Consider the following 23,566-nt stretch of genomic DNA (forward strand, 5'->3'; position numbering starts at 1 on the left):
GCAGGTCCGGCTGAGTAGCGGATAGTTGGTGCCTCCCATGGAAGTTCTGCTGGTTTCTTGCGTTTTGTGTCCTAGCTCATGCCCCGGCGCCACGGTGCTGGCGCAGCTTGACCACCCGGGCCCCGAGCCATGAGGCCAGCAGCAGCGGGATGATCAGCACCAGCCACGGCGCGAAGGAGGCCGTGGCCGAGTCCCGGGTCTGCACCAGCAGCCAGCCGAAGAGCAGATTGCCCAGCAGCACCGCCAGGCCGCCGCAGCTGGAGAGCAAGCCGAAGTAGGAACCGGTGGGATGCTGCCCGGCAAATTTCGGCACCAGGCCCAGCGCCGTGGGATGCACGCTCAAATGTCCCAGGGTCATCAGGGTCACTGCGCAGAGGATCCGCACAGGGGAGCTGCCATCGCCGAAGGCTGTGGGCGGCATGAAGGCAAGCACCGCAAATCCCGAGGCGCTGAGGATATAGCCCAGGCGCAGCGTGGCTGCCGCGCCGATGCGCGCGGCGAGCCAGGACACGGGAAGCTGCAGGCACAGGGTCACGATGGAGATCCAGGCGAAAATGGGCCCCAGCCACTGCGTGGCCAGGTCCTGGCGCTCAAGCTCCAGGGGGATGGCCAAATACAGCTGGTTGTAGGCCAGCAGGTCCGCGGCATGCAGCACGCAGAATGCCAGGAATTGCCGATCTCCCAGGCACTGGCGCAGGCTGCCCCGGGGTTTGCCTTCAGCGGTCTGGGCGCCGGCCTGGGCGCCGGCCGGTGCCGGCCGGCGCAGGGTGGCGGCCAGGAACAGGCCGATGGCTGCAAAGAACGCGGCGCCGAAGCCAGCCACGGTGGGAAACCCCCAGCCCCACAAGGCCGAGCCCACCAGGGGCCCGGTCACGGCCCCGATTTCACCGGTGATGCTCAGCCAGGCAAAGAGCGTGGCCCGGCGCACCTGCCGCGCCTCTTTGCGGTCCCTCGCGCTTTGCGCCGCCGCCACCAGGATGTTCAGTCCCGGGGAGAACAGCGCTCCGCCGAATCCGGTGAGCAGCGTGCCAAGGATGAACAGCCACAGCACCGGGGTGCTGCCCCACAGCGAGGCGGCCAGGGTGAGGAAACCTGCCGCCCGCACGGCGCAGCCGATCAGGATCATGGCGCGGGCGCCGAAGCGGTCGGCCAGCGCGCCGCCGGCCAGGATCAGGCCCACCGCCGTGGAGGCCAGCAGGAAATCCTGGACGAGGACCACCGCGAGGAAGGGCACGACGGCGTAGAAGCCGATATTGAACAGCGTCTGGGTCCCCAGCAGCACCGCGATGCTGGAGCGTGATGGCGTGGCGGGCGCGGGAAGGGGCATGACTGCCAGTTTAGCCAACTGGAGGGCGCTGCTCAGCCGCCCTTCGCCTCCCCGGGCGGCCCGAGGAATCGGACGGCTACTCCAAGCACCTGTTCGGTGGACTTCAGCTCGCATTCCCACACTGTCAGGGTTTCCCAGCCCAACTCGGCCAGCTCGCGGCGGGTGCGCGCATCGCGTGCCAGATTCTGATCCAGCTTGGGATTCCAGTACCCGGTATTGGAGGATGGCCGTCGTCGTCCCACCGGGCAATCATGCCCGTGCCAGAAGCAGCCGTCCACAAACACGGCCTTGCGCCTTGCGCTGAAGACCAGATCCGGCGATCCGGGCAGCTTTCCTGAGCGCAGGCGGATCTGCGGATGCTCCCGGCGCAGCGTTTCGCGAAGTCCTGCGGGCAGCGCGCCATGCAGCCGGTAGCGGTAGCCGGCCGCATGCAGCAGGCGCCGCAACAGCAGCTCCGGTGCGGTGTCCTTGCTCCGGATCCGCGACATGAGCGCCGAACGCTGCTGTGCCGAGATGATGTCCATGCTCCATGGTGCCGCTGTTGCGCCAAGGGATTCAAGCCGGCAGCCGGGGCCGCCTTACTGCTATCGGGCCGCGCCGACCGCCAGGACTCCACCGTCGGCGGGGCGGTGCTCGGTGGATACCACGCACAGGATGATGCCGGCGGCCACGGCGGCGACGGGCAGCACCGATGGCAGGAAGGTGCCGGCCAGGATGATCGCGACCCCGGCCAGGAATACCGCGTTGCGGGCCGGCGAAAGGTCGCGGCGGAGGATGAGCAGCCAGATGCCCAGGGCGAAGAGGGAGACCGGCACGGAGAGGGTGCCGGCGGTGGCGATGGCCGGCAGCTCGGAATGCCCGCCAGCCTGGTCGATGGCCACTTCGACGCCCGCGGAGAAGGCGCCGGCGGCCGCGAAGATCACGTAATGCGAATATCCGTAGGCCAGCGAGGAGCGCAGCGAGGTGATCATGTGGTGGTGCCCGCGGGAGAAGTAGATCCACCACATGCCAGCGGCGGTGATCAGCGCGCAGGCCGCGATGGTCATCAGTGCGCCGAGGTTCTCGATGGTGTGCAGGCTTTCCACCACGGCATTGGCCGAGGCCAGGATCGATTCGCCCAGCAGGATCAGGGTGAACAGGCCGTAGCGCTCGGTGATGTGGTGCGGATTCGACGGGGTGCGGCGGCGGGACTCGGCCCAGATGGGCACCGAGATCTCCGCGGCCACCAGCACGAAGAAGCCGATGAAGGCCGCGGTTTCCGGAAGCAGGAGCCTGGCGAACCAGGCCAGCTGCACCACCGTGATGCCCACCGCATAGCGCAGGGCGGTGGCCCGCAGCTGGGGGTTGCCCAGCGCCACGCGGATCCACTGGGTCACCAGCGCCAGGCGCATGATCGCGTAGCCGATGGTGATCGCGGTGAAGTCGTGCTCTTCCATGGCCGCGGCCGCCCCGGAGGCCAGCACCAGGACCCCGGCCATCTGGATGAAGGCGAGGATCCGGTAGAGCCAGTCGTCGGTGTCGAAGGAGGTGCCGAACCAGCTGAAGTTCATCCAGCACCACCAGATGGCGAAGAAGACCATCAGGTAGCCGAGGACTCCGGCGCCCAGGTGGTTTTCCGCCGCCATGTGGTGCAGCTGCACCGAGGCGAAGGACACGGCCACCACGAAGACCAGGTCGAAGAACAGCTCCAGCGGGCTGGCGGCGCGGTGGGCTTCCTTCGGGTCGCGGGGCAGCATGGGCGGCAGCAGGCGCAGGGATCTTTGGTTCACGATTGTCGTCTTTCCAAATCGGGCGGCGGGTGATGTTTGGCGGCGCATGGCCAGGTATCGGGGAACAATGGGAACTCGCCCTGGGCCAGCTAGCCTTCCCGGATAGCCATCCTGGACAGCTTGCTTCCCTGGATCTCGAAAATGAAGTTCGAGCGGCCATTGGCGTAGTTCGACTTCCAGTCCCCAATCACGGTGACCTGTCCATCTTGCTCATTGGCGCTCTCGATGTCCAGCCTGCCGCGGGCTCCGATGAATTCCCTGTCGCTCCAGGCTTTGATTTCTTCGCGACCGGTGAAAATCCGCCCCCAGTCGTCCACGGATCCTTCCGGGGTGAACGCGTCGAGGAATCCTTGTTCATCATGAGCGTTGACAGCTTTCCAGAACGATGCCACTGGCTCAGGGACCATAGGTGTTGCCATGATTCTGCTCTCCTTGTTTTCAGCGGGTGGTGTAGCCGCCGTTGGCGAAAATCGTCTGGCCGGTGATCCACCAGCCGTCCGTGGCGAGGAATGACACGATCGGAGCAATGTCCTCGATCTGGGTTAATTGCCCGCCCATCGCCTGCGACTTGTGGAACTCCACGCGCTCGGGGGTTTCCTGGCCGTAGAAGAACGGGGTGTCCATCGGGCCAGGTGCAATTGCGGTCACCGAGATGCCACGTGGCGCGAATTCCTTGGCCGCGGCCCGGGTGAAGTGCTCCACCGGGCTCTTGCCTCCGGCATAGGTGGAATAGCCATCGGTGAATGCCGCCAGCAAGGAGGTCACGATGGTGATGATCTTGCCGCCATCGGCAAGGTGCAGCCCTGCGGACTTGATAAAGAAGTAGGCGGCTTTGCTGTTCACGTCGAACATCGAGTCGTACTCTTCTTCCGAAGTCTCCACGATGGGCTTGCGCAGTACCTTGCCGACCGTGTTGACGGCCACGTCGATGGTTCCCAGTGCCTCTTTGGCGTCAGCGAACAGGCGCTCGATGGCTGCAGGGCTGGTGAGGTCTCCGGAGAGGATGACACCTTGGGAGCCTGCCGCCTGGATCGCGGCCAGGGTTTCTTCGGCCTGGGCGCGGGTGGATTCCGAGTTGTAGTGGATGGCGACATTTGCCCCGGCTTCGGCAGCTTGCCTGCTGATCAGCCCACCGAGATTCTTGGCCCCTGCCGCCACGAGTACATTCTTGCCTTTGAGGGTGTGGTTGCCCAAGGTATTCTCCTCCTCGCTATGGCACCAATACACGGCTGTGTATCGATGATATGAGTTACTATAACAGTATGACAGCGGATGGTCGAGGGGATACGCGGGCCCGCATTTTGGACGCCGCGGCGCAGATGATCGCGGACGGGCCGGGGGAAGAGATCTCGTTGCGTGCAGTCTGCGCGGCGGTTGGCGTGAAGATGCCCACCCTGTACCACTTCTTCGGCAATAAGCAGGGCTTGCTTGAAGCGGTCATGGACCGCGGATTCGATCTCTATCTGGCGGAAAAAGAGGCCCATGAGAGCAGCGGGGATCCGATCCAGGACCTTCGGGATGGGTGGGACGCCCACGTGGCGTTTGGCATCGCGAATCCCGGTTTCTACACATTGATGTACGGCAAGGTGGTTCCGGGGTATTCGCCGGCCGCCCAATCGCGCCCCAGCCAGATTCTGCGGGGTATCACCGTGAAAGCCGCGGCCCAAGGCCGCCTGGTAGTGCCAGCCGAGCAAGCGGCCGCGCATATTCTCGTGACGAATATCGGGGTGACCTTGCGGATGATCGTCTTGGCGCATGAGGACTGGGAATTATCGCGGGCAGTGCGGGAAGGCGCCATCGCGGCCATTACGGGCACGGCATCCTCCAACGCGCCGCGCTCAGTGATGCACCAGGCCCTGGAGTATGCCAATGCCCACCCCGAGGCGCTTGGGCAGGAAGAAACCGCCATGCTCTCGGCATGGCTACGCCGGCTCTCCGAATCCTGATCGGCTCGCTGCTGGACCTCTGCGCCCTTCCCCGAAGCACTCAGGCCCGCGGGACCTCGATGGCGTCTCGGGGACGGATCATGGGCGGACCAAGAGAGGTCCGCCCACTGGCGTTATCGCCAAACCCCGTGAGGCTTAGCTGGCTCCGTCAATCCCTTCCAACGCCATCTGCGACGGCTGGCTCTTGAATCCCCTGGTGGTGAATCCCAGGATGACTGCCCCGATAACCAGCCAGATAGAGCCGATGGCCACGGCACGGGCATCAAGCTGGGTCAGGAGGAATGCGATGACCAGCACGCCGATGGCGGGGCAGAAGGCATAGAGCAGCGCATTGAGCTTCTTGCCCTCACGGCGTTGGCGGGCCCAGTACACGATGACCGACACGTTGACCATGATGAACGCGATGAAGGCCCCGAAGTTGATGAATGATGTCGAGGTGGCCACATCCATGAACATCGCGATCAGGCCTACGGCGGCAATGGCGAGGATGGAGAAGACCGGCGTGCTCCAGCGTTGGTTCAGTTTTCCGAAGAAGCTGCGGGGCAGCACTCCGTCGCGTCCCATCGCAAAGAGCAGGCGGCTGCCGGCAGCCTGGGCCGCGATGCCCGAGGTGAATTGGGCAATGACCAGGGCGGCAAGGAAAATCGCGCCGAAGAGGCTGCCGCCGATGTGCTGTGCGATCTCGAAACCGGCTGCGTCGGAGTTTTCAAAGACTCCGCCCGGGTGCACCAGCTGAACGGTGTAGGCCACGACTACGAAGATGCCGCCGCCAATCAGTGCGATCAGCATGATGGCCTTGGGCACCGTGCGGCGAGGTTCCACCGTTTCTTCGGTCAGGGTGGTGACCGCATCAAAACCGAGGAAGGAGTAGGCGGCGATCGCAGCACCGGCCGCGATCCCTGCAGGGTTCGCTCCGATCCCAGTGAACGGAGAAGCGCTCACCAAAGCTTCGGCTCCATGCTCGCTGGAAACACTGGCTATGGAAAGGGCAACGAAGAATACGATGACCAGGATCTGGAAGGACATCAACACCAGATTCACCCGGTCGGCCACCTTGATGCCGATGATATTCAAAATGGTCGTCAGCACGATGAAACCCAGGATCCACACCGGCATCGGCACGGCAGGGAATTGCGCTTGCAGGTAGGATCCGCCAATCAGCCAGATCACCATGGGCAGGAACAAATAGTCGAGCATGGTGGCCCAGCCGACCAGGAAACCCACCCTGCCATCGATGGTCTTGCGCACGTAGGTGTACGCGGAACCTGCCACCGGATAGGCCGCGGCCATCCGGCCGTAGCTGTTGGCGGTGAAGAGCATCGCAAGCAGGGCAAGCAAATAAGCGCTGGCGCTGGCGCCGCCGGTTTCAGAAGCTATGACGCCAAAGATGCCCAGAACGATCAGTGGAGTGAGGTAAGCCAGCCCGAAGATCACCAGGGACGGCAATTTCAGGGTGCGGGAGAGCGTAGCGGTGGAAGGCATGGAAAACTCCGTCGTTTTCTAAGAGCGGGAATCGGGTTGCTGCGGCGACCAGCGCGCTGGGTCCAGCGAGCCGCGGTACAGGGGAAGATCAACTGGAGCGTCGCCCGGGCGCAATTGCGACCAGACGCGGTTGGTGCCGGCGGTGCCGTGGGTGCGGACTCGCTGCACCACATCCGGGTCGACCCGGATGACCAGTGTGTCTTCGCCCAGGCCTGCTTCGCCCAGCACCATGCCCTCGGGGTCCACGGCAATGCTCCGGCCGCGTCCGACCGGTGCAGCGCAGTTCACGCTGAGCATGTAGACCTGGTTCACAATGGCATTGGCCCGCGCCAGGACCAGCTCCTGTTCGCGGTCCTCGCTGGTGGTTTTCACGACGTTCAGGATGGCATTGGCCCCCATCCATGCGAGGTGGCGCGAATGTTCAGGGAACCATGCGTCGTAGCAAATCGAGAGTCCGACAGCGCCGGCCTCGGCCGCGTTGGCCACAACGAATTCTGTTCCCGGCTGATGCGGTTCGAAGGGCCGCCAGGGGAACATCTTGCGATAGCGGGCAACGAGCGTGCCATCGGGGGCAAAGAGCAGCTGGGTATTGCGGAATCCGCCATCAGCATCGCGCTCGCCGATGCTGCCTGGGCATAGCCAAATCTGGTGCTCCGCGGCGATGCCGCCAAGGGCGGCGACAAAGTCGCCGTCCAGGGGAACGGCTGCGTTCTCCAGTGCCGCGTTGCGTTCTTCGGCAGGAAGATGCTCTGTGCCGTGCAGATGCATTTCAGGGTAGATCAGCATTTCCAGGGGGCCGTGGGACTGCAGGGTCTTGGCGACGTCTGCGGCAAAGCGCGGCAGCGGATCTTCGATGGGGAGCGGGAGGCGCTGGGCTAAGCCGGCGGTGAACAAAGGGGACAACGTGAACTACCTTCGGGGAATCTATAACTGTTCAATATGATCAGTTATACAAATGTATGTGACACAGTCGATAGACTCAATACATGACGGCGAAAAATATTCCGGGACGCACTCGCGCCGAGCAACGGGACATTGACCGGCTGCTTCACTCGGCACCCGGGGCCTCAGCGGTAACCCGCTTGTCAGCCGTGGAAACCGTCCGGGCGCGCATCCTGCTCTCAGTGGAGCATGGGTTGCTTCTGCCCGGCGGAAAACTTCCTGGCACCGAATTGATTGCCGCCGGGCTGGAAGTCAGCGTCATCACCGCGCGGCGCGGACTGGAAAGCCTGGTCGACGACGGAGTACTGGAACGGCGCCGGGGGCGCGGGGGAGGGACCTTCGTTGCGCTGCATCCACCCAAGATCAAAGATGACGCCGTGCGGGCCTACCTCGACGATGTGCCGGCAGTGCTGCGGCTTATCGACCAGCGAAGCCTCATGGAAAGCGCCATCGCCGCGCAAGCCGCGCTCCAGGCCAGCGAGGGGCAATGCCTGGAGCTCGAGGAGCTGATCAGCCAGTCCGCAAAAGCCGCGAACTGGCATGAGCACCACATCCCGGATACCAGTTTCCACCGCCTCGTAGCCAAGATCAGCGGATTGCCCGAAGTGCCGGCCTATCTTTTCTGCTATGAATCCCTGCTCAAGTATTTTGTTCCCTATCCCCAAGAGCAGCTTGAGGAGGGTCGGGCGCACCATCAGCGCCTGGTAGACGCGTTCCGCGCGAGGGATCCGCTGGCGGCCATTAACGTGACGCGGGAACATGTGGATGCGCTTCGACGGGAGATGTTCTTCGGCCTGCCCGGCAACGCCGCTGGGGCTCCCGGCGCCGGAAAGTAGCGGTGGGAGGGCCGCGCGCGGTGGCCTATGGTGCGGCCGACTGTGATCCGAGCTAGACGTATGTGATTCTGCGATAAGATCACATCATGATCAGGTAAATCTTTTTCCTTGGCATGGTCTTAATCCTCGGCGGTATTGCTGAAGGCTACATCGGCGCGCCGGGCGCCGACGCTTGGGCCATAGGCACGGGCATTCCAGTGGCATCCCTGTCAATGGTCTTCTGGCTCGTTACCCTCATCATGCGTGGAACGCAATCCGAGAATCCGCTGCTTGCCACGGCCGCGGTGGCAGCCGGACGCGTGGGCATGGTCCGCGTCGATGGCATCAAGGACACCGGGACCCGGATCAATGACTTGCCCTTGTGCGAACTGGACATCACCGTGCAGCCTCGAACAGGGGAACCTTACCGGACGAAATTCTGGAAGATCCTGAGCTTTGAGAAGCGCGCATCCCTGGTGCCAGGCTCCCTGCATCCAGTGGCCATCTTGATTGAGGGCGAACCGGAGGTGGGTATCCTCAAGCCCGGAGATCTCAGCGACCCGAGCCTGCTCAGGCTCCCGGGTGCCTTCGGCCGCGGCGGCAGGGGAGCCACGCAGTGCCGCTCCCGGGCAGTTGCGGCCCAAGGGCGGCGAGCTCAGCAATGGCGGCCCCGCCTCAACCCAGCCTGAATCCGAAGGCGACTTCTTCCGGACCTCCGAGGTCAGCTGGAACGAGCTCTGGCCCGCTGTGCAATCGAAAAGCCGAGGTCTCGGCAAGGAGATCACCGACAATATCGGAATCTTCGCAGAGCAAGGCAAGAACTACGACACCGAAAGCGAGGGCTTCATGCTGCGAACTGGCGCGGTGATCCTTCGCTTCAGCATCAACGAGCCGTATTCCTCCACCTCGTACACCATGGATTCACACGGCAAGAACATCACCGCGGACTGATCCTCTGGACGCGGAGTCCGAAAACTGCCCGGCTGATTGCTGATGAATCAAGAGCACAGAGACTATCCAGTGGAACTAGTCGATGGTGCCTTCAAGCATTGGATAGAAAGCGATGCCGTGGAACCGGGACCTATCCAAGGGGCATTTCCATGGACTGCTGTGTTTCCGGCGTGAAGACTGGAACGGCGTTGGCAATGGCGCTGTGCTTCCAATACCGCACCCTGAATGCCAGCATTCCCCGCGATTCCGATTGATCGAACAATGTGCGTGTCCGGGTGTCCCTGGGCATCTCGTCGACAATTTCCAAGGCGGCATTGGGAGGCGAGACATGGATGAAGCGCAAAGTCTCGCTAGGCGTGTCCAGCATTGCCACGAGGACCGGGCAATCATGGACGGAAACCAGAGCCATGACATCTTCCGCAGGCTCATGGGGTTGTGCAATGATCACGGGCATTCCTTGGAGCCATCCGTACCGGCTGAGATGGCGGCGACCATCTCGTGATCCTAGAAGTTCCGCGACGCGTTCAGCAGTTTTCGACCTGACGATACGCCCTGGCATTATTACTACCTCCACTTTGCTCGTAACTTTCGAGTGCCTCCCCATAAGTCACGCCGCCTCACCTCGCGGGATACCCGCCGTAGTGGCATAGCACGCCCTGAAGTAGAAGCAGAGTGTCGCTCCAATCTAAATCATCCGGGCAGCCATCGCGAGGGGCGGCAATCGGCTTTCAGGAATTTCCCAGTTTTCGCATCCATTGCATGGGATGTCCGTGCTGTACTAGCTGGTGACTTTATTTCTGCCAAGTCAGATTACTTCGACCGATTAGTGCGCTCATCGGTTTCGCAATTGATGCTATTCGCCGGAGTGGGAGTTTGCCGATGATCGCCCATCGTCCTGGCGGATCTTTTCGGCAATGAGGAGTACCTCGGGGCCAGGAAATCCCTTTCGGCAAAGGCCCCGGTTGCCTGCGCCGTTCGCCCGCGCAGGTGTCCTTTGACGGATCCGGAGGCGGGTGCCTGGGCAGGGAATTCCACCATATTTCGAGGGCTGTGAGAAGCATGCCAGTAGGATTCAGCGGATCACTGGAGCACCAGCCGGGCCGGATTCTGTCCACATAAGATTAGCAACCCGGCTTTCGGGGAGGTACCTGAGGATCGAGATCGGTGGTATCGCTGAGCAGTTGAGGGCGCATGGCTCGGTAATAGTGCTCGCGCTGATGATGCATCGCGGGGTGCGCGCCGCGGCGGTGGGGGAAACTGGATCCCGTCGAGCACTTGCCGGAGAAGGCGGTTTGTTATTGCGGCCGCCAATCACATGTGTCATCTATAGCATGCAGGCGGACAGGGAAACTGGGTGCTCAGCAACGGCTCTCGGGTGGCCGGCAAGATGCTTCGGCTCGTCGTAGAGGCAGTGAGGTCTTATGGCGAGTGCGGGTTCGCGGTGATTTCTCCGGGGGAATCTGCTGAAATCCATTGCTGCATCGTGAGTCCGGGATCTTCTTCGAAACGACTGCCGACTCCGCGCCAGAGAACTACGGAGGAGCGACTGCAAGGGCCCGGGCATTGCCACGGTGGCCGACATTGGTCCTTGCCGGATTAGGTCCGGCAAGGACCATGGGAAAGAACTACTAGACTCCGAGTGAGTCGCGAAGGCGTGCCACGTGTCCCTGGGCATCCACGCCGTATTCGATCTGCCGCACGGTGCCGTCGGCATTGATGACTGCAGTTGAGCGCAGGGTTCCCACGATGGTCTTCTCGCCGATGGTCTTTTCACCGTAGGAGCCGTAGGCGATAGCCACCTCATTGCCGGGATCCGAGAGCAACGGGAAGTTCAATGATTCATTGGAGGCGAACTTTGCGATTTCTTCCGGGGAATCTGGGGAGATGCCCAGCACTGAGTAGCCTGAGGCCTGCAGCGAATTGAGGTTGTCGCGGAAATCGCAGGCCTCGGTGGTGCAACCGGGAGTCGCGGCCTTGGGGTAGAAATACACGATGACATTCTGTCCGGAGTAGTCCGATAGCGAGACGGTGGCTCCCGTGGAATCCTCCAGTGAGAATGACGGAGCGAGCTGGCCAGCGGCTAGGGGTGATGAATGGGCGGTCATGAGCAACTACTTTCGTATAGTGATAATTTGTTTTCATTCTAAGTGATGAGATGTATGAATTGCCAGAGTTCCAGGGAGCTTGCTCGTACCCATTGAATACTGTGCTGGCGGACCTACATGTTCAGCGGCGTAGCTTCAAAGGGGGAGGTGCAGCCATGATCGAGTCGGGGCTTCGGTATTGGCCTGTCCGGTCTCTGCCGGGTTGGCGCTCTTGCGTGCTGGCTGAAACTTCCGGTGCTGGCCGCACTGCCTATGCAGGCTTGTTCGTCGGCGTCTCTGCGGTTGTCGATTTTGCTTGTCTGCCATTGCAGATTTCTTTTGACCAGGTTCCCGGCCTAATTGGGAAGCCGGCTATGGGAAAGCGAATCCGAGCTGACGGCTTGAATGATGCACGCGGAAATTGCGCCAGTACCCAGGACAGTTCCAGTTGATCTCCAAGTAGCCTGAATTTGCGAGCAGTGGAGTCCTCATCGCCCACCTCCGCCCGCGGACCAAGCATGGCTCCCGTTGAGATGTTCGGCAGAAAACGGCTAATAATTGGTAAAACGAGATGTGCATCGGAAGGAGGCTCTTGCCGCAGGGCTTAGGTGCCTGCATTCGGTAATCGGCTTCACTCGTCGTGAACTGCCCTGCAACTTCTATCCATTGCGTAAATGTTCGTTGCCAGGATTCGAAATATCGCTTTCTACGCGAAAAAAGGGCGGAATGAGGGATACTCGTTCCGCCCTTTTAGGGGTTTATCTAGCGCGCTTAGCGGGCCTGGATTTCCGCTGCCTGAGGGCCCTTGGGACCCGACTCAAGCTTGTATTCCACTGATTGGCCCTCTTCAAGGCTCTTGAATCCGAAGCTCTGAATTGCGCTGTAATGCGCGAAGACATCAGCGGATCCGTCAGAAGGTTCGATGAAGCCGAAGCCCTTTTCAGCGTTGAACCATTTTACAGTGCCAGTAGCCATGTGTATTCCTAAATCTAAATTCGTGGATGGACCACGGTTTATGCATGTACCGTTTTATCGGTACGGAGTATTTATTTTGCGCATCTAGAGATTTTTCTGGAGCCCGTTGAGGCTGTGATACCAGAACATCGAATTCTGAGTTCGGGTGGCAAGAATTATCAGCAAAGATGCATGTAGTTCCGGTTGAACAAGTTCTATAGAAACGTAGCTTCTAACCGAATGCCCGGCATGAGACGCAGGGACGATATTTCAAATGACGCGATTCGCTCTCGTGGAAGTTAATTCCGAGGAGGCGTTTATTAAAAATCCAAGGGAAGATGTAATATAACCAAATTCTGCTTAGCCCTATTGCATCTATCAATAACCATATCATGATTATTGACCTTTGTGGTTTTGCGAAGCAGGAATCCGGCTTCTTTCGGCACATTGATGCAGAGAGCGGGCCCTGGGCGCTTGGCTACTGAACGCAGGCCAACTACGGGAAGGGATGTCGCAAATCTTCCGGAAGGCGAAGAGTTGGCGCTCCATCCGGCAGCTCAATTCTTCGTAGGCGTGGGAGAGCGTGTCGTTTCCCCGGCTGGGGCTCCATAGGTTCTGGAGCGAGCATCTGCGCAGGTTCAAGTCCTAGAACGTGATCAGCGAGAAGCCTTGGCAAGGACCTTCCTGGAGGGCAGGGACTCGCAATGTCACGGTAAGCAGATCCCAGCCCAAGTCTTGAATCACCCCTGGCCGGCATCAGGTGCTTGGCATCTGATTCTCCCAGCGATCATTCTCTTCAAAATTGGATCTGGCGACAATGCTGTCCGCCTGTAAGCTGTTCAGTTGCTCTTCAACTGCGTCAGCTTGAAGCCGGTGGTTAGTAGTCGCTGAGCGCGATCGACGTAGCCACGCGGGTCAATGCTTCCTCTTTGCTGACCTGGAGCAAACCCGCGATCATTTCGATCATGGTTTCACCTAGCCGAGCCAGGATCGCAACGGCTTGCGCGTTACCTCCATTTAGCTCTGATGCCACGAGGAGAAAGGCTTCTCTGTCTTGCCGGACAAGTGAGGTAAGCAAGGCGATACCTAAAACTGCTTCTGGGCTATTGCCCATGAATTGTTCCCGTCGTTCAGAATAAAATCGAATGATTCTTCGGTGCTTGAGGCGTAAATTCAGCAGCATCCTGAGCTTATCAGGGTATGGGACGCTTATTGTCTCCCCGCTGTTCGTTGGAGTTCAAATCAAACTTCGTGAATTTGTGGATGCTCCTTCGATCTATTCAGTATCAAGTTTCCGGCTTAACCCGCACTACTAATCTGCGGGGCAGTAAATCAATCAGCGCGCAAGCACGGGGCCATGGGCTGACGGATTTTCTGGGCTCACATCAGTTCCCGCGAAATGAATGAATTCTTGATAATGGGTTTGCCAGTCGCGGCTTTGCGACTGGAACGGCAAAAATCTTGCGGACATCTCGACTCTTTTCAGGTTTTCAATGGGTCCGTGAAATGCTGATCGGCTTGGTTCGCGTGTCCGACTATGACCGCGGCTCTGATTGGAAGATCCAAGGCCGCATAGGTGAAGCCAACCGACCAAGCAAGATCCGTGCTAGCAGAGAAATCCTCAGGCGAAGCCAAATCGGAACAGGGCTGTTCGATGGGCATTTCTGAATGGGGATGCCGCAAGTAGTGATGGACTCTCTTCTCTGCCAGCGATGCAGTCAAGCGTATCCATCTTGGCAGCCTATTCTGGAGGCGCCAATAGGCAACTTTCGAGGGATTGGGGCCCGGATGCAATTGCCTTGCGCCCGGGGATTTTCAGGCACCTTGCTAGTGCAGTATTTGGGGAGTCCTTGATAGTGGAGAACTCACCTAGATTCATGGAGGAGAGTTGATATCAATGTCATTGGACCCTGGGAAAGAATCAATTAACTAATGAGAAACCTACTTCGCGATAGTTTGCTTGGGTCTTCGAATAAGGAAATGAAGTCCAGTAAAGTCGATTTTTTGGTTGGTTTAGTAGCTCCACGACGAGATTGAATCGATGGACACCTTGGACGATTGGTGCGATTGCGGCGGTAGGCTGGCAGCCGGTAGCGTGCTTTCGACGCAAGCGGGTATCTCGTGCCCGGCCGTTTATGGTGGTGGAAGAGGGATGTCCGGTAAGTTCTGGGCAACAGTGATTTTCATACGTATCAAACCAGGAGAGCCCCGGTTCATAAATTAGGTTGTGCTATCCATCGCCTACGGATGATCGGAGAGCGTCGCCTGCGCCACGACAGGCAGCGGATGGGCCTGCGATACGTTAACTAAATCCAGGTCGAATGACGTTGTCCGAACAAAGCTCATGGCGTACATGCCTGCGCCATCAGGGGATGGGCGTATCATTCGTCCAATAAGTGACTAGTTAAGTAGTTGTGGTTGAGATGAGATTTCGACATTTGAGTATCGATTGCGCCGATCCGTATGCGCCCGCGATGTTTTGGAGCCTGATGACCGGATGGCCTATATCGGAGGTGGATGAAAACGGCGACTCCGAAGTGCTGATCGAGGCTCCAGCCCCGTTGCCGGGCTTGTTGTTCATCAGGGTGCCAGAAGCGAAAATGGTGAAGAACCGGGTGCACATTGATTGGCAGCCGATCGGCCGTAGCCGAGATGCTGAAGTGGAACGTGCGATTTCCCTGGGCGCATCGATATATGAAGATCACCGTTCAGCGGATGGGCGGGGCTGGGTGACCCTGCGTGACCCTGTCGGGAATGAATTCTGCATAGAGCGGGGCGAAACTGAACTGGTCGGTTGAGACCGGGTGCCCCTTCGCCTATCCCACTTCAATTAGCCAAATTCTCGCGACAGTCCTCATGCCCAAAATATAAAATCATTGATCTGCGCAAATGGTCCAGTCGATAACGGATGATCTTGACCTGCATGGTCAGCAATTGAGCGCGTACTCCGTGAAGCGGCCGCATTCCTTGAAGCCAAGGCTCCGGTAGACGGGTTCTCCGTCATGGGATGCTTGCAGCACTGCGGCGTCATAGCCGGCCTTGCGGGCGGTATGCATGGCGGCCAGGGTGATGGCTGTTCCGTATCCTTGGCGGCGTTCCGATTGCAGTGTTGAGATGTTGTAGATGCCGGCGACGCCGGCGTTGAGGAAGACTTCTGCCGAGCAGACGGGGTGGCCGTTGGCGTAGCCGACCAGGTACCGGGCTGGTGCATCTGCGGACAGCGCGGATGCCGAGGCGTGGGCGTAGAAGTCCTGCACGGTGGTAGCTGGCGGGTTCCAATTGGCCGAGAGCACAGTTGCGTAGTCGGTGAGTTCTTCTGGGCTGCTTACTTGGCGGATGTCCAGTCCGGCGTCGTGGGCTTGGGAGAGTGCTCCGCGCAGGTCTTTCCACATGCCGGTTTCGGTTTCTGAGGCTTCCAGCCCGGCGTTTTCGAGGTGCTCGGCCAGGTTGCTGGGTGTGCTGGCCGGGCCTACCCACCAGGAAAATGGACGTCCAGCCGAAGCCAGGCGCTGGAGTGTCTGCGCGATGCGGGTGGGCGCGGTCGCTGCGGTGAATCGGGCGGCGGCGATGATGTTGGAGGTGTCGTCGTTGAGGCCGCTATCAGCGATCATCAGGTCGTTGGTTTCAATGACAGTTGCGTCGTCCATGCTGCGGTGAAGGTGGCAGGCGTGCTCGGCCAGGTTCTGTTCCATGGCGAGTTGAGGATCGGGCATGCCGGGTGATGATTGCTTATCGCGTCCCATGATTATCCATACTAAACATGCAGGCTAGATGGTCCCGGGACCCACGCGAAACTGGCTGATTTCTGGTACCTGCCATCCCAGGCGTTCCTGTTCTTGCCAGTGGGCTCCAGCAACCTCCGCGCACCTCTTGCCGCGAGGCAGGTAGCTGGGAGGGGGACTGGCAGGTTTCAGCAACGCCAAGCGCATCGCCTTCCTCCAAAAGTATTATTGACATGAATGAATAATTCATGCACTTAGCACTTCCACTAGTTGTTAAATAGAAAGTCACCCAGTTAAAACTGTAATAATTGCGAATATTGGACAAGAGTTCGCTTCTGGTTGCTAGATTCCCTTACATCAACACCCGTTGATACATCGCGAATCGCTCGACATCAGATACGGAGAACATCATGGAATTGGTAAACACTCTGCTTGAAATCATCAAAGGCCTTCTCGGTGGCTTGGGTGGCTAGAGGAAACCTCTAGAGCTTGCTTTGAGGGGTCCTGCACCGGTAGCGGTGCAGGACCCCTCTGCGTTGATGGTGCATGCCGGGCCCTGTCCTCGATGATGAGGGAGATGCCGGAACAATTCGGATTGGCCGAGGCTGACAACGCACAACCCGGCACCTGCCGATTCCGGAAATACTATTTGGGCCTGGGCCCAACACCCCCGTTGGGCCCTTCCAGGGCTATTTGCAATTCCAGCTCCGAAGGGCTTACAGCAGCTCATCTGCCCCATTTCGCCGGCTGATCGAATGATGGCATCGGCAAAATTCGCGACTGGGCGCGATAGCGGAACACCGTGGAAGTTGAACAGACCCCTGTTGCCAGCGCTGCTCGTTCCGTCTCCAGCGGCGCATGGCACCACAACAGAATGTCCTGAAGCGATGCATCGTTGCGCCGGCATCCTCGCTTGCGCGCCTTGGACGTCATGTCCACTGAGCAGCAACGTGATTGCCGCTCGCTACCTTCGAAAGACGCTTCATTCCTAAGAACGGGGACTAAGCTGCTGGCCAGATGGCCTTGGTCGAGGCTTCCGAATGGAATCAGCCGGGCTTGAACTCACCGGTGTCCGCCTGGCCCGGATCCTGCTTCCCGGGTGGCAGTTCGAAAGCGTCCCCGTGTCCGCCGACGGTATTGCCTTTCTTCTCGTTTGCGCCTGGCCCACGTTGCGTCTCAGGCCTCGGATCCTGTGTTGCCATACCGTTTGAATCCTTGCTGTGCTCCTTGTCAATGCCGGGCTGGTAGCGCAGCGCAGTTTCCTGCAAGGACGCTGGATGGCACTGCAGCTGCGGAGATCGGTGCCTAGGGTGGAATCCAAGCGGGCCACGCCAAGTAACGTCGATCAGAAGGGGTGCCAATGGGCATGCAAGAACCATCAGCCTGCACCGTCGGGCTGATCGCGGATCCGGGTATCGCCGATGCCATGGCCAATCGCGTAGCCCGGCGGCTCGAAGTCGTGCTGGAGAAGCTGGAAGAGCACCAGGGCCAATGGGAGGTGCAGGTCGCACCGTTTTCGCTGCCCTTGGGCGAATCGGGCCGGGTGGCGTTGGAGGACAAGGTGCCGAAGCTGCGCAAGAAGCACGGTTGGGACTACATCATCTATCTCACCGATGCCCCGCATTACGTGCAGCAACGGCCCGTGCGCTCGGTCGTGTCGCCGGAATCCTGTTCGGCGGTGCTCTCCATGCCCAGCCTGGGACTGGCCCGGCCGCGCGCCGTGGCCTCGGCACTGGCCGGGCTGGTCAAGGAATTATCCACTGGCCAGCGCCCTGGCTCGGCGCCCACACCGCTGGGGCGGGCCATGAGCGTGCACGCGAGCTGGCAGGATGAGGAAAACGAGCAGAACCGGATCTTGAGCATCGAGGGGCTGCGCGGACGGCTGCTGCTCATCGCCGGCATGGTGCGCAGCAACCGCCCCTGGAAGCTCGTTCCGCGCTTGTCTTCAGCGATGGCCGGCGCCGTGGCGACCGGAGCCTTCGGCGTCTTCTACACCAGCATCTGGTCCATGGCCGATTACCTCTCCACCCAGCGGCTCTCACTGATCACGCTTTCCAGCATCATGATCCTCACCCTGTGGCTGTTGCTGCACAACCGGTTGTGGGAAAGCCCCAAGGGCAGCCGCCGCCGCGAGCGCCTGGTGGTCTACAACGCCGCCACGGTGCTGACCGTGGGATTCGCCGCCGCGGCCATGTACCTGCTGATGTTCCTGGCCCTGCTGGCCGGCGCGCTGATCGTCATCGACCAGGAATACCTGGCCTACCAGCTGCGCCACGGCGTCACGCTGGCCGACTACGTGAATCTGGCATGGCTGGCGTCCTCGCTGGGGACCATGGGTGGTGCCATCGGCTCCAGCTTCGAGAACGTGGAAGAAGTCCAGCGCGCCACCTTCAGCCAACGCGAATACGAGCGGCGCAACATGGACTTCTCGATTTCCGCACCGGGCGATGAATTCAATTAGGCCGCCTGACTACGGCTGGTTCTTGCCGCCATTGACGTGCACCGTGGACCCCACCACGTACGATGCCTCGTCGCTGGCCAGGAAGACATAGGCCGGGGCGACCTCCACCGGCTGGCCTGCACGCCCGAGCCAGGTGTCGTGCCCGAATTCCGGCAAGGCCTCGATGGGCTGGCCATGGGAGGGCTGCAAGGGAGTCCAGATGGGGCCGGGCGCTACGGCATTGACCCTGATTCCACGCTGGGCCGCCTGCGAGGCCAGCGTCTTGGTGAAATTGCTGATCGCGGCCTTGGTCGCGGCATAGTCCATCAGGTGATCCGACGGATCGAAGGCCTGGATGGAGGTCGTATTGATGATCGAGCCTCCTTCGGACAGCACCTGCAACGCCGCGCGGCTCAGCGCGAACATCGCGAAGATATTCACATCGAAGGTCGCTTCCACCTGTTCGTCGCTCAGCTCGAGAAGCGACTCGACGCTGATCTGCTTGCCGGCATTGTTGACCAGGATATCCAGGCCGTCCAATGCGGTGACGGCCTCGTCGATGAGCTTATCGCGGTAGCTGCGGTCGCGCAGGTCCCCGGGAAGATGATGCACTTCGACACCGGCCTCCTCGAGCACCGCGGCGATCGCTTGGGCATCGGGTTCTTCTGAGGGCAGATAGGCCAGCGCCACTTTTGCGCCTTCGCGCGCAAAGGCAATGGCCACGGCCGCGCCGATGCCCGAGTCGCCGCCTGTGATCAGTGCCCGCTTTCCCGCCAGCCTCCCACGGCCCTGGTAGCTGCGCTCGCCGTGATCCGCCTTCGGCTGCATCTTGCGGTCGAGTCCCGGCTCCGGCTGCTGCTGCTCCGGCGGGCTGATGCGTTCCTTGCCTGCGCGGTCCGGCTGCTGCGATGGTGTCTCGGTCATGGGATGTCCTCCTCGAGTTTCTCTTGCGGGCGCCGGTGCGTTCCACCTGCTTTCGCCCGGGATGTCCCAGTGTTCCGCTGCCCGGCGGGGCAGCTGAACCGGGCAGTGCGGTTTTAGCGCGAACGGCCAGCTGGCTGCCGGGTGCAATTCAGGTTCGCACCGGGTTCCGCGGATTGTGCTAGGGCAGAAGCCTGGGATTTGGCGCAAAGCCTGAAGGGGGCGCTTTCGGACTGGTCCGCGATTGCCTACGGTGGAGTTCCAGCCAGCCAGAGACCAGAGGGGAGCAGCATGGCCAGCACATCAAAGAGCAGGATCAAGGACGAAGAACTCTACGAGGAATTGCGCGACGAGGGGAACTCCAAGCAGAAATCCGCCCGGATCGCTAATGCCGCTGCCCGTGACGGGCGTTCCGCGGTGGGCAAGCGTGGCGGAAAATCCGGCGATTACGAGGACTGGAGCGTGAAGGACTTGCAGAGCAGAGCCAGGGACATCGGGATCAAGGGGCGTTCGAAAATGCGCAAGTCCGAACTCATCAAGGCGCTGCGCAACTCCTAGCCCGGGCTTTAGCAGAAAGGCATCGCGATGGCTGATCAGGACCGCCGGGAGAACGTGGAAAACCCGGAAGAACAGGAATCACCGCAAGGCGAAGAACAGGTTGCCCGCCGGGGAACCATTAACGAAGACCCCCAAGAGCAGGACGATGGCGACGCAGAGCGCTTCGATGCAGGATGAAGCCCGCAGCAACGAAAAAAGGAGCTGGCATGCAGGATCACTTGAGAGGCACTAATCGCCATCGGCCCGGGCTGTGGCTGATGATCATCGGCGGGCTGCTGGCCGTGGGGTTCGCCATCTACGCGGTGCTGGCAGCACCCGACAGCACCTCAGGCCCGTTATGGATTGTTGTGGGCTGGGGAGCGCTGGTTTTCCTCTATGGCCTCTACCGGGCCATTCGGGGCCGCAGCGCCGCGGACCACCCGCGGGGAGGGACCGATGTGAATGGGCTGTGATCCGGCACCTTGAATCCAGAACCGGGCATAGAGCAACGCAGCGCGGGGAGAACATTTGTCGATGTTCTCCCCGCGCTGCGGCGCGAAGCGGCACCCTGCCGGGAACGGGGCCAGCGGGCCGCTAGTCCCGGGAGATTCCCTCCACCAAGTCTCCGGTGCTGTTCTTGTCATAGGAACGGGCGATATCCGCCTGGGCGAGCATCCCCACCAGGGAATGCCCATCGATGACCGGAAGCCGGCGCACCTGATGCTCCTGCATTGTGCGGATCGCCTCTTCCACCGGATCATTTGCACCTATGGTGACAGGCTTGCCCTGGGCGTACTCGGACACCTTGGCGCTTGAAGTGTCCATGCCCTCGGCGACGCAATTGACAACGATGTCCCGGTCAGTGATCGTGCCGGCCAGACGTTCATCGGTTCCGCAAATCGGCAGCATGCCCACCTGCAGCTCCTTCATCATCCGGGCGGCCTCCTGGACCGTGTCGCGCTCATTGACGCATTCTGCCGGAGAAGTCATCAGTTCTCGTGCTGCAACCATGATCCTGCTCCTTTCGTGGGTTCATGACCGGTCACCTGCCACGCTCCAGCGCCGAATCGCCCGGACCAACGATTGCCAGCGTCCTTTGGGACTCGACCGGTTCCAAGCTGGCAACAACTGATTAATCATGTACTTGCGGCCGAGAAAGCTGGTATTCGGTAGAAGGGAAGGCAAGCACACCGGAGAAAGGAGCTGAACCATGGGAATCCTGGACAAGGCAAAAGACCTCATCGGCAATGCCACGCAGAGGCTGAAGGATCCGGACAAGGATCTGGTGGAGAAGACCTGGCCTGCGGGCCAGCCCGATGACGAGCATCTTCCCTCGGACGCCGATGGGCCCGAGGATGATGTGGAGCGGGGCAACGCCCGGCCAGGACCGCAGCCGCCGCACACCCAGCCGGTGGCCGGCGCCGATCCCGAGCTCGACGATTCGATTGAAGACCAGTACAAGCCCGGGCAGGACGACGAGGAGGGCGGGCGCTAACCGGCAGCGCCGCCGCGACCGAGGAGGCTAGAGATGCCAGCTTGCCACGCCGCGTGCCGGCGTTGTGCCGGACGTTTCCAGCAAGGCCCAAGGCGCAGCTGAGATGGGCGCTACCAGCGACTTCGCCCATCCCGCCCTGGTGCTGATCGACTTGCAGGAGGGTTTCTTCGAGGCCCCGGAGCTGGTTGCGGTGCGCCAGCGGGTGCTGGACCGCTGCAACCAGCTGGCCACCGCTGCCCGCGCTGGTCAGGTACCGGTGTTCAATGTGCGCACCGAGCACCAGGAGGACAAATCGACCTGGACGTTGAAGATGCTCGAGGACCAGCAGGGATACTTGTTCGAGGGGACCCGGCAGGCCGCGGCGCTTCAGGGACTGGATGCCTCTGGAAGCATCGAGGTGCTCAAGCACCGCGATAGCGCCTTCTGGAATACCGGGCTGCCGGCCCTGCTCGCGCAGCGCCGTGCCACCTCGATGGTTCTGGCTGGCGTCTGCCTGGAGACCTGCGTCGCGGCCACAGCAGCTGATGCCTTCGCCGCGAATATCCCCGTGGCGCTGGCTACGGATGCCACTGCCTGCTCCGACCCGGATTTCGAGCAGAGCACGCTGAAATTCATGCAGGAGCAGCACCGGCAAAAGCTGATGAGCACGCAGGAACTATGCCAGATGCTCTCATCGTTGCGCTAGTTCCCTGAAAATCACGGAAAGGACAAGACATGTCACTGGAAAACTCTGAATTTGATGACGTGCGCCAGGATCTGGATGCCGATGAGCCATTGGATGGGCGCGACAGCCAGCCCGCCGGCGGTTCATCGGATGCGCCCCGGGCTTTGGATGCCGAGGATCCCCTGCATGGAGTGGAGAAGGTCCTGGACGAGAACGATCACGATCCGCTGGGCCTGGAACCCGAACCGCTCGATGAACAGCGCGCTGCCGACGAAACGGAGCTGGAGGAAGCGGGGCCAGCCGAAGGCCAGGGGAGTGACGGGCAGCGTATCGCCAACCTGCCCGACCAGCGCGAGAACCCGGACCAGCAGTAGCACGGCGGGTTGCCGCCTGCCCTAGTGCCCGGCCTTCGCCTCCCGGGTGAAGAAGGAGATCTTGCCGCTGGCCTCCAGGATCGCCAGCCGGACGGAACTGTAGTTCTCGATGCCCGATTGCCGGGCCAGCATGCTCAACTCGTCCAAGCCGATGCGCTCCTTGTGCAGCGCCTTGCGGTCCACCACCCCGTCGCGGATCAGCACGATGGGCCGTCCCTGCATCAGCTTGCCCACCTTCGGCCAGCGCATATTCGCGTAGTTCAGGGCCGCTGCCAGAACCAGCATGGTGAACACCGCCAGCAGGCTGCCGGTGAGCGAACGGTCTTCCATGGTGATGCCCTGCTGCACCAGATCGCCCAGGACCACGAAGAGGACCAGCTCGAAGGAGCTGAGCTCACCGAGGGTGGACCTGCCGGAGGCGCGGGTCACCAGCCACAATATGATGAACGCGGCGGCCGCGCGGATGACGATTTCCATCAGGGGGTCCTCCAGGTTTCAATGTCGAGGGTTGTCTGCGTATCTTCTGCGGTGATGCCCAGCGCCCCCTTGGTGCGGGGGTTCCATTGGTCCGAGGCCCGGCCGGTGAGCGTGGCGACCATCTCCCGCGACCCCGTGGCCGGGGACACCTCGAATTCCACCGTGCCATCGCCCCGGCTTGCCTGGGATTCCGGCTCCGGGAAGGCCGAGAAGTCCTCGAACAGCATGAGGTAGTCCTCGCTGACTGTGAGCTTGACCGTTTCCGGCAGCGGTTGCGGCGAGTTGAGGGCTATCCGCAGTTGGATTTCATTGCCGGCCCGAACGACCGACGGGTATTCCACCTGGACCTCCAGGTTCCCGGCACGCTGGCTGGTGGTCTTCTTCTGGTCGAATGCGCCGATGAGGGCCATGAGCACGAGCGCTGCCACTGCGAGCAGCGTAGCCAGCCTCAGCCGGCGGCGTCCGCGATTGTCCTCTTCTGCAGTGATGTCATCCAAGGTCGAGTCATCAACCGTGGCCTGGTAGATGTTTTGCATGGAACTGGATCCTCCTTGCGCCTCTGGCTTCGAGGCTAGAACTTCCCTCTGGCGCGTTCGACTGGATAACCCGGGTTCACAGGAGATTTCCAGAACCCGGCCCTGCCTGTGCGGCGGTGCGAACCTGTGC

29 protein-coding genes are annotated in these 23,566 nt (G+C 61.0%); 12 read left to right on the forward strand and 17 right to left on the reverse strand.

Annotated features, from left to right (window positions below; all coding sequences use genetic code 11):
* Positions 1–76 precede the first annotated feature (76 nt).
* The 5 genes from AC6CHO_RS13470 to AC6CHO_RS13490 form a co-directional block, all read right to left on the reverse strand.
* Positions 77–1,327, reverse strand: a complete 1,251-nt coding sequence (locus AC6CHO_RS13470; RefSeq protein ID WP_498215635.1) for an MFS transporter — start codon at positions 1,325–1,327, stop codon at positions 77–79.
* Positions 1,328–1,359: 32 nt separating this feature from the next.
* A complete protein-coding gene (locus AC6CHO_RS13475) occupies positions 1,360–1,851 on the reverse strand; it encodes a very short patch repair endonuclease (protein WP_171919091.1) in 492 nt (163 codons plus the stop codon).
* 60 nt (positions 1,852–1,911) lie between these two features.
* Positions 1,912–3,096 carry a low temperature requirement protein A gene (locus tag AC6CHO_RS13480; RefSeq protein WP_498215637.1) on the reverse strand — a complete coding sequence of 395 codons (1,185 nt, stop codon included), beginning with the start codon at positions 3,094–3,096 and terminating at the stop codon, positions 1,912–1,914.
* 89 nt (positions 3,097–3,185) lie between these two features.
* The gene (locus tag AC6CHO_RS13485) at positions 3,186–3,515 is read right to left on the reverse strand and encodes a nuclear transport factor 2-like protein (protein ID WP_498215639.1); all 330 of its coding nucleotides are present in this window, start codon (positions 3,513–3,515) and stop codon (positions 3,186–3,188) included.
* A 19-nt stretch (positions 3,516–3,534) separates the two neighbouring features.
* A complete protein-coding gene (locus tag AC6CHO_RS13490; RefSeq protein WP_061956164.1) occupies positions 3,535–4,290 on the reverse strand; it encodes an SDR family oxidoreductase in 756 nt (251 codons plus the stop codon).
* A 68-nt stretch (positions 4,291–4,358) separates the two neighbouring features.
* Here AC6CHO_RS13490 and AC6CHO_RS13495 point away from each other — a divergent pair, with 68 nt between their 5' ends.
* Positions 4,359–5,042: a TetR/AcrR family transcriptional regulator gene (locus AC6CHO_RS13495; RefSeq protein WP_498215640.1), complete on the forward strand. Its 684-nt coding sequence runs from the start codon at positions 4,359–4,361 to the stop codon at positions 5,040–5,042.
* 135 nt (positions 5,043–5,177) lie between these two features.
* Here AC6CHO_RS13495 and AC6CHO_RS13500 read toward each other — a convergent pair whose 3' ends face one another.
* Together AC6CHO_RS13500 and AC6CHO_RS13505 are read right to left on the reverse strand one after the other, a co-directional pair.
* Positions 5,178–6,524 carry an APC family permease gene (locus AC6CHO_RS13500; RefSeq protein WP_498215641.1) on the reverse strand — a complete coding sequence of 449 codons (1,347 nt, stop codon included), beginning with the start codon at positions 6,522–6,524 and terminating at the stop codon, positions 5,178–5,180.
* A gap of 18 nt (positions 6,525–6,542) precedes the next feature.
* On the reverse strand, positions 6,543–7,427 hold the full coding sequence (locus AC6CHO_RS13505) for a carbon-nitrogen hydrolase family protein (protein ID WP_498215642.1): 885 nt from the start codon (positions 7,425–7,427) through the stop codon (positions 6,543–6,545).
* Between the two features lie 83 nt (positions 7,428–7,510).
* Between AC6CHO_RS13505 and AC6CHO_RS13510 the strand changes: the two genes are divergently transcribed.
* From AC6CHO_RS13510 to AC6CHO_RS13520, 3 genes are all read left to right on the forward strand, one after another.
* Positions 7,511–8,302, forward strand: coding sequence for a FadR/GntR family transcriptional regulator (locus tag AC6CHO_RS13510; protein ID WP_498215643.1), 792 nt, complete (start codon positions 7,511–7,513; stop codon positions 8,300–8,302).
* 113 nt (positions 8,303–8,415) lie between these two features.
* Entirely contained in the window at positions 8,416–8,970 is a 555-nt protein-coding gene (locus AC6CHO_RS13515) for a hypothetical protein (RefSeq protein WP_498215645.1), read from the forward strand.
* Positions 8,971–9,028: 58 nt separating this feature from the next.
* Entirely contained in the window at positions 9,029–9,232 is a 204-nt protein-coding gene (locus AC6CHO_RS13520) for a hypothetical protein (protein WP_498215647.1), read from the forward strand.
* 130 nt (positions 9,233–9,362) lie between these two features.
* Here AC6CHO_RS13520 and AC6CHO_RS13525 read toward each other — a convergent pair whose 3' ends face one another.
* The 4 genes from AC6CHO_RS13525 to AC6CHO_RS13540 form a co-directional block, all read right to left on the reverse strand.
* Positions 9,363–9,680: a hypothetical protein gene (locus tag AC6CHO_RS13525; protein ID WP_498215648.1), complete on the reverse strand. Its 318-nt coding sequence runs from the start codon at positions 9,678–9,680 to the stop codon at positions 9,363–9,365.
* A 1,180-nt stretch (positions 9,681–10,860) separates the two neighbouring features.
* On the reverse strand, positions 10,861–11,337 hold the full coding sequence (gene bcp, locus AC6CHO_RS13530) for a thioredoxin-dependent thiol peroxidase (RefSeq protein ID WP_498215650.1): 477 nt from the start codon (positions 11,335–11,337) through the stop codon (positions 10,861–10,863).
* Between the two features lie 750 nt (positions 11,338–12,087).
* Positions 12,088–12,291, reverse strand: a complete 204-nt coding sequence (locus tag AC6CHO_RS13535) for a cold-shock protein (protein ID WP_171919941.1) — start codon at positions 12,289–12,291, stop codon at positions 12,088–12,090.
* 856 nt (positions 12,292–13,147) lie between these two features.
* Positions 13,148–13,303 carry a hypothetical protein gene (locus tag AC6CHO_RS13540; protein ID WP_498215652.1) on the reverse strand — a complete coding sequence of 52 codons (156 nt, stop codon included), beginning with the start codon at positions 13,301–13,303 and terminating at the stop codon, positions 13,148–13,150.
* A 1,405-nt stretch (positions 13,304–14,708) separates the two neighbouring features.
* Between AC6CHO_RS13540 and AC6CHO_RS13545 the strand changes: the two genes are divergently transcribed.
* Entirely contained in the window at positions 14,709–15,068 is a 360-nt protein-coding gene (locus tag AC6CHO_RS13545; protein WP_498215654.1) for a VOC family protein, read from the forward strand.
* A gap of 129 nt (positions 15,069–15,197) precedes the next feature.
* Here AC6CHO_RS13545 and AC6CHO_RS13550 read toward each other — a convergent pair whose 3' ends face one another.
* Both AC6CHO_RS13550 and AC6CHO_RS13555 read right to left on the reverse strand, forming a co-directional pair.
* Positions 15,198–16,013, reverse strand: coding sequence for a GNAT family N-acetyltransferase (locus AC6CHO_RS13550; RefSeq protein ID WP_498215656.1), 816 nt, complete (start codon positions 16,011–16,013; stop codon positions 15,198–15,200).
* 1,025 nt (positions 16,014–17,038) lie between these two features.
* Complete coding sequence (locus tag AC6CHO_RS13555; RefSeq protein ID WP_498215658.1) at positions 17,039–17,194, reverse strand: hypothetical protein; 156 nt, start codon at positions 17,192–17,194, stop codon at positions 17,039–17,041.
* A gap of 164 nt (positions 17,195–17,358) precedes the next feature.
* Here AC6CHO_RS13555 and AC6CHO_RS13560 point away from each other — a divergent pair, with 164 nt between their 5' ends.
* Entirely contained in the window at positions 17,359–18,453 is a 1,095-nt protein-coding gene (locus tag AC6CHO_RS13560; RefSeq protein WP_498215659.1) for a hypothetical protein, read from the forward strand.
* A gap of 9 nt (positions 18,454–18,462) precedes the next feature.
* Here AC6CHO_RS13560 and AC6CHO_RS13565 read toward each other — a convergent pair whose 3' ends face one another.
* Positions 18,463–19,356 (reverse strand): SDR family oxidoreductase, encoded by an 894-nt coding sequence (locus tag AC6CHO_RS13565; RefSeq protein ID WP_498215661.1) that lies wholly within the window; start codon positions 19,354–19,356, stop codon positions 18,463–18,465.
* 288 nt (positions 19,357–19,644) lie between these two features.
* Between AC6CHO_RS13565 and AC6CHO_RS13570 the strand changes: the two genes are divergently transcribed.
* The 3 genes from AC6CHO_RS13570 to AC6CHO_RS13580 are packed head-to-tail and all read left to right on the forward strand — an operon-like array spanning position 19,645 to position 20,363.
* The gene (locus AC6CHO_RS13570) at positions 19,645–19,911 is read left to right on the forward strand and encodes a DUF7218 family protein (protein ID WP_498215662.1); all 267 of its coding nucleotides are present in this window, start codon (positions 19,645–19,647) and stop codon (positions 19,909–19,911) included.
* Positions 19,912–19,938: 27 nt separating this feature from the next.
* Positions 19,939–20,088, forward strand: a complete 150-nt coding sequence (locus AC6CHO_RS13575) for a hypothetical protein (protein WP_498215663.1) — start codon at positions 19,939–19,941, stop codon at positions 20,086–20,088.
* Between the two features lie 29 nt (positions 20,089–20,117).
* The gene (locus AC6CHO_RS13580; protein ID WP_498215664.1) at positions 20,118–20,363 is read left to right on the forward strand and encodes a hypothetical protein; all 246 of its coding nucleotides are present in this window, start codon (positions 20,118–20,120) and stop codon (positions 20,361–20,363) included.
* A gap of 121 nt (positions 20,364–20,484) precedes the next feature.
* Here AC6CHO_RS13580 and AC6CHO_RS13585 read toward each other — a convergent pair whose 3' ends face one another.
* Entirely contained in the window at positions 20,485–20,901 is a 417-nt protein-coding gene (locus AC6CHO_RS13585; RefSeq protein WP_498215666.1) for a CBS domain-containing protein, read from the reverse strand.
* Positions 20,902–21,100: 199 nt separating this feature from the next.
* Here AC6CHO_RS13585 and AC6CHO_RS13590 point away from each other — a divergent pair, with 199 nt between their 5' ends.
* The 3 genes from AC6CHO_RS13590 to AC6CHO_RS13600 all read left to right on the forward strand — a co-directional run bounded on the left by AC6CHO_RS13590 (position 21,101) and on the right by AC6CHO_RS13600 (position 22,423).
* Entirely contained in the window at positions 21,101–21,385 is a 285-nt protein-coding gene (locus AC6CHO_RS13590; RefSeq protein WP_498215668.1) for a hypothetical protein, read from the forward strand.
* 103 nt (positions 21,386–21,488) lie between these two features.
* Positions 21,489–22,070 (forward strand): cysteine hydrolase family protein, encoded by a 582-nt coding sequence (locus AC6CHO_RS13595; RefSeq protein ID WP_498215670.1) that lies wholly within the window; start codon positions 21,489–21,491, stop codon positions 22,068–22,070.
* A 29-nt stretch (positions 22,071–22,099) separates the two neighbouring features.
* Positions 22,100–22,423, forward strand: a complete 324-nt coding sequence (locus tag AC6CHO_RS13600; RefSeq protein WP_498215672.1) for a hypothetical protein — start codon at positions 22,100–22,102, stop codon at positions 22,421–22,423.
* Between the two features lie 21 nt (positions 22,424–22,444).
* Here the strand turns inward: AC6CHO_RS13600 and AC6CHO_RS13605 are convergent, their stop codons facing one another.
* Positions 22,445–22,900: a DUF421 domain-containing protein gene (locus tag AC6CHO_RS13605; RefSeq protein WP_498215673.1), complete on the reverse strand. Its 456-nt coding sequence runs from the start codon at positions 22,898–22,900 to the stop codon at positions 22,445–22,447.
* Positions 22,900–23,436, reverse strand: coding sequence for a hypothetical protein (locus tag AC6CHO_RS13610; RefSeq protein WP_498215675.1), 537 nt, complete (start codon positions 23,434–23,436; stop codon positions 22,900–22,902). The genes AC6CHO_RS13605 and AC6CHO_RS13610 overlap by 1 nt, the downstream gene beginning before the upstream one ends.
* Between the last annotated feature and the right edge of the window lie 130 nt (positions 23,437–23,566).

The organism is Glutamicibacter sp. GQ173 (genome assembly GCF_059759215.1).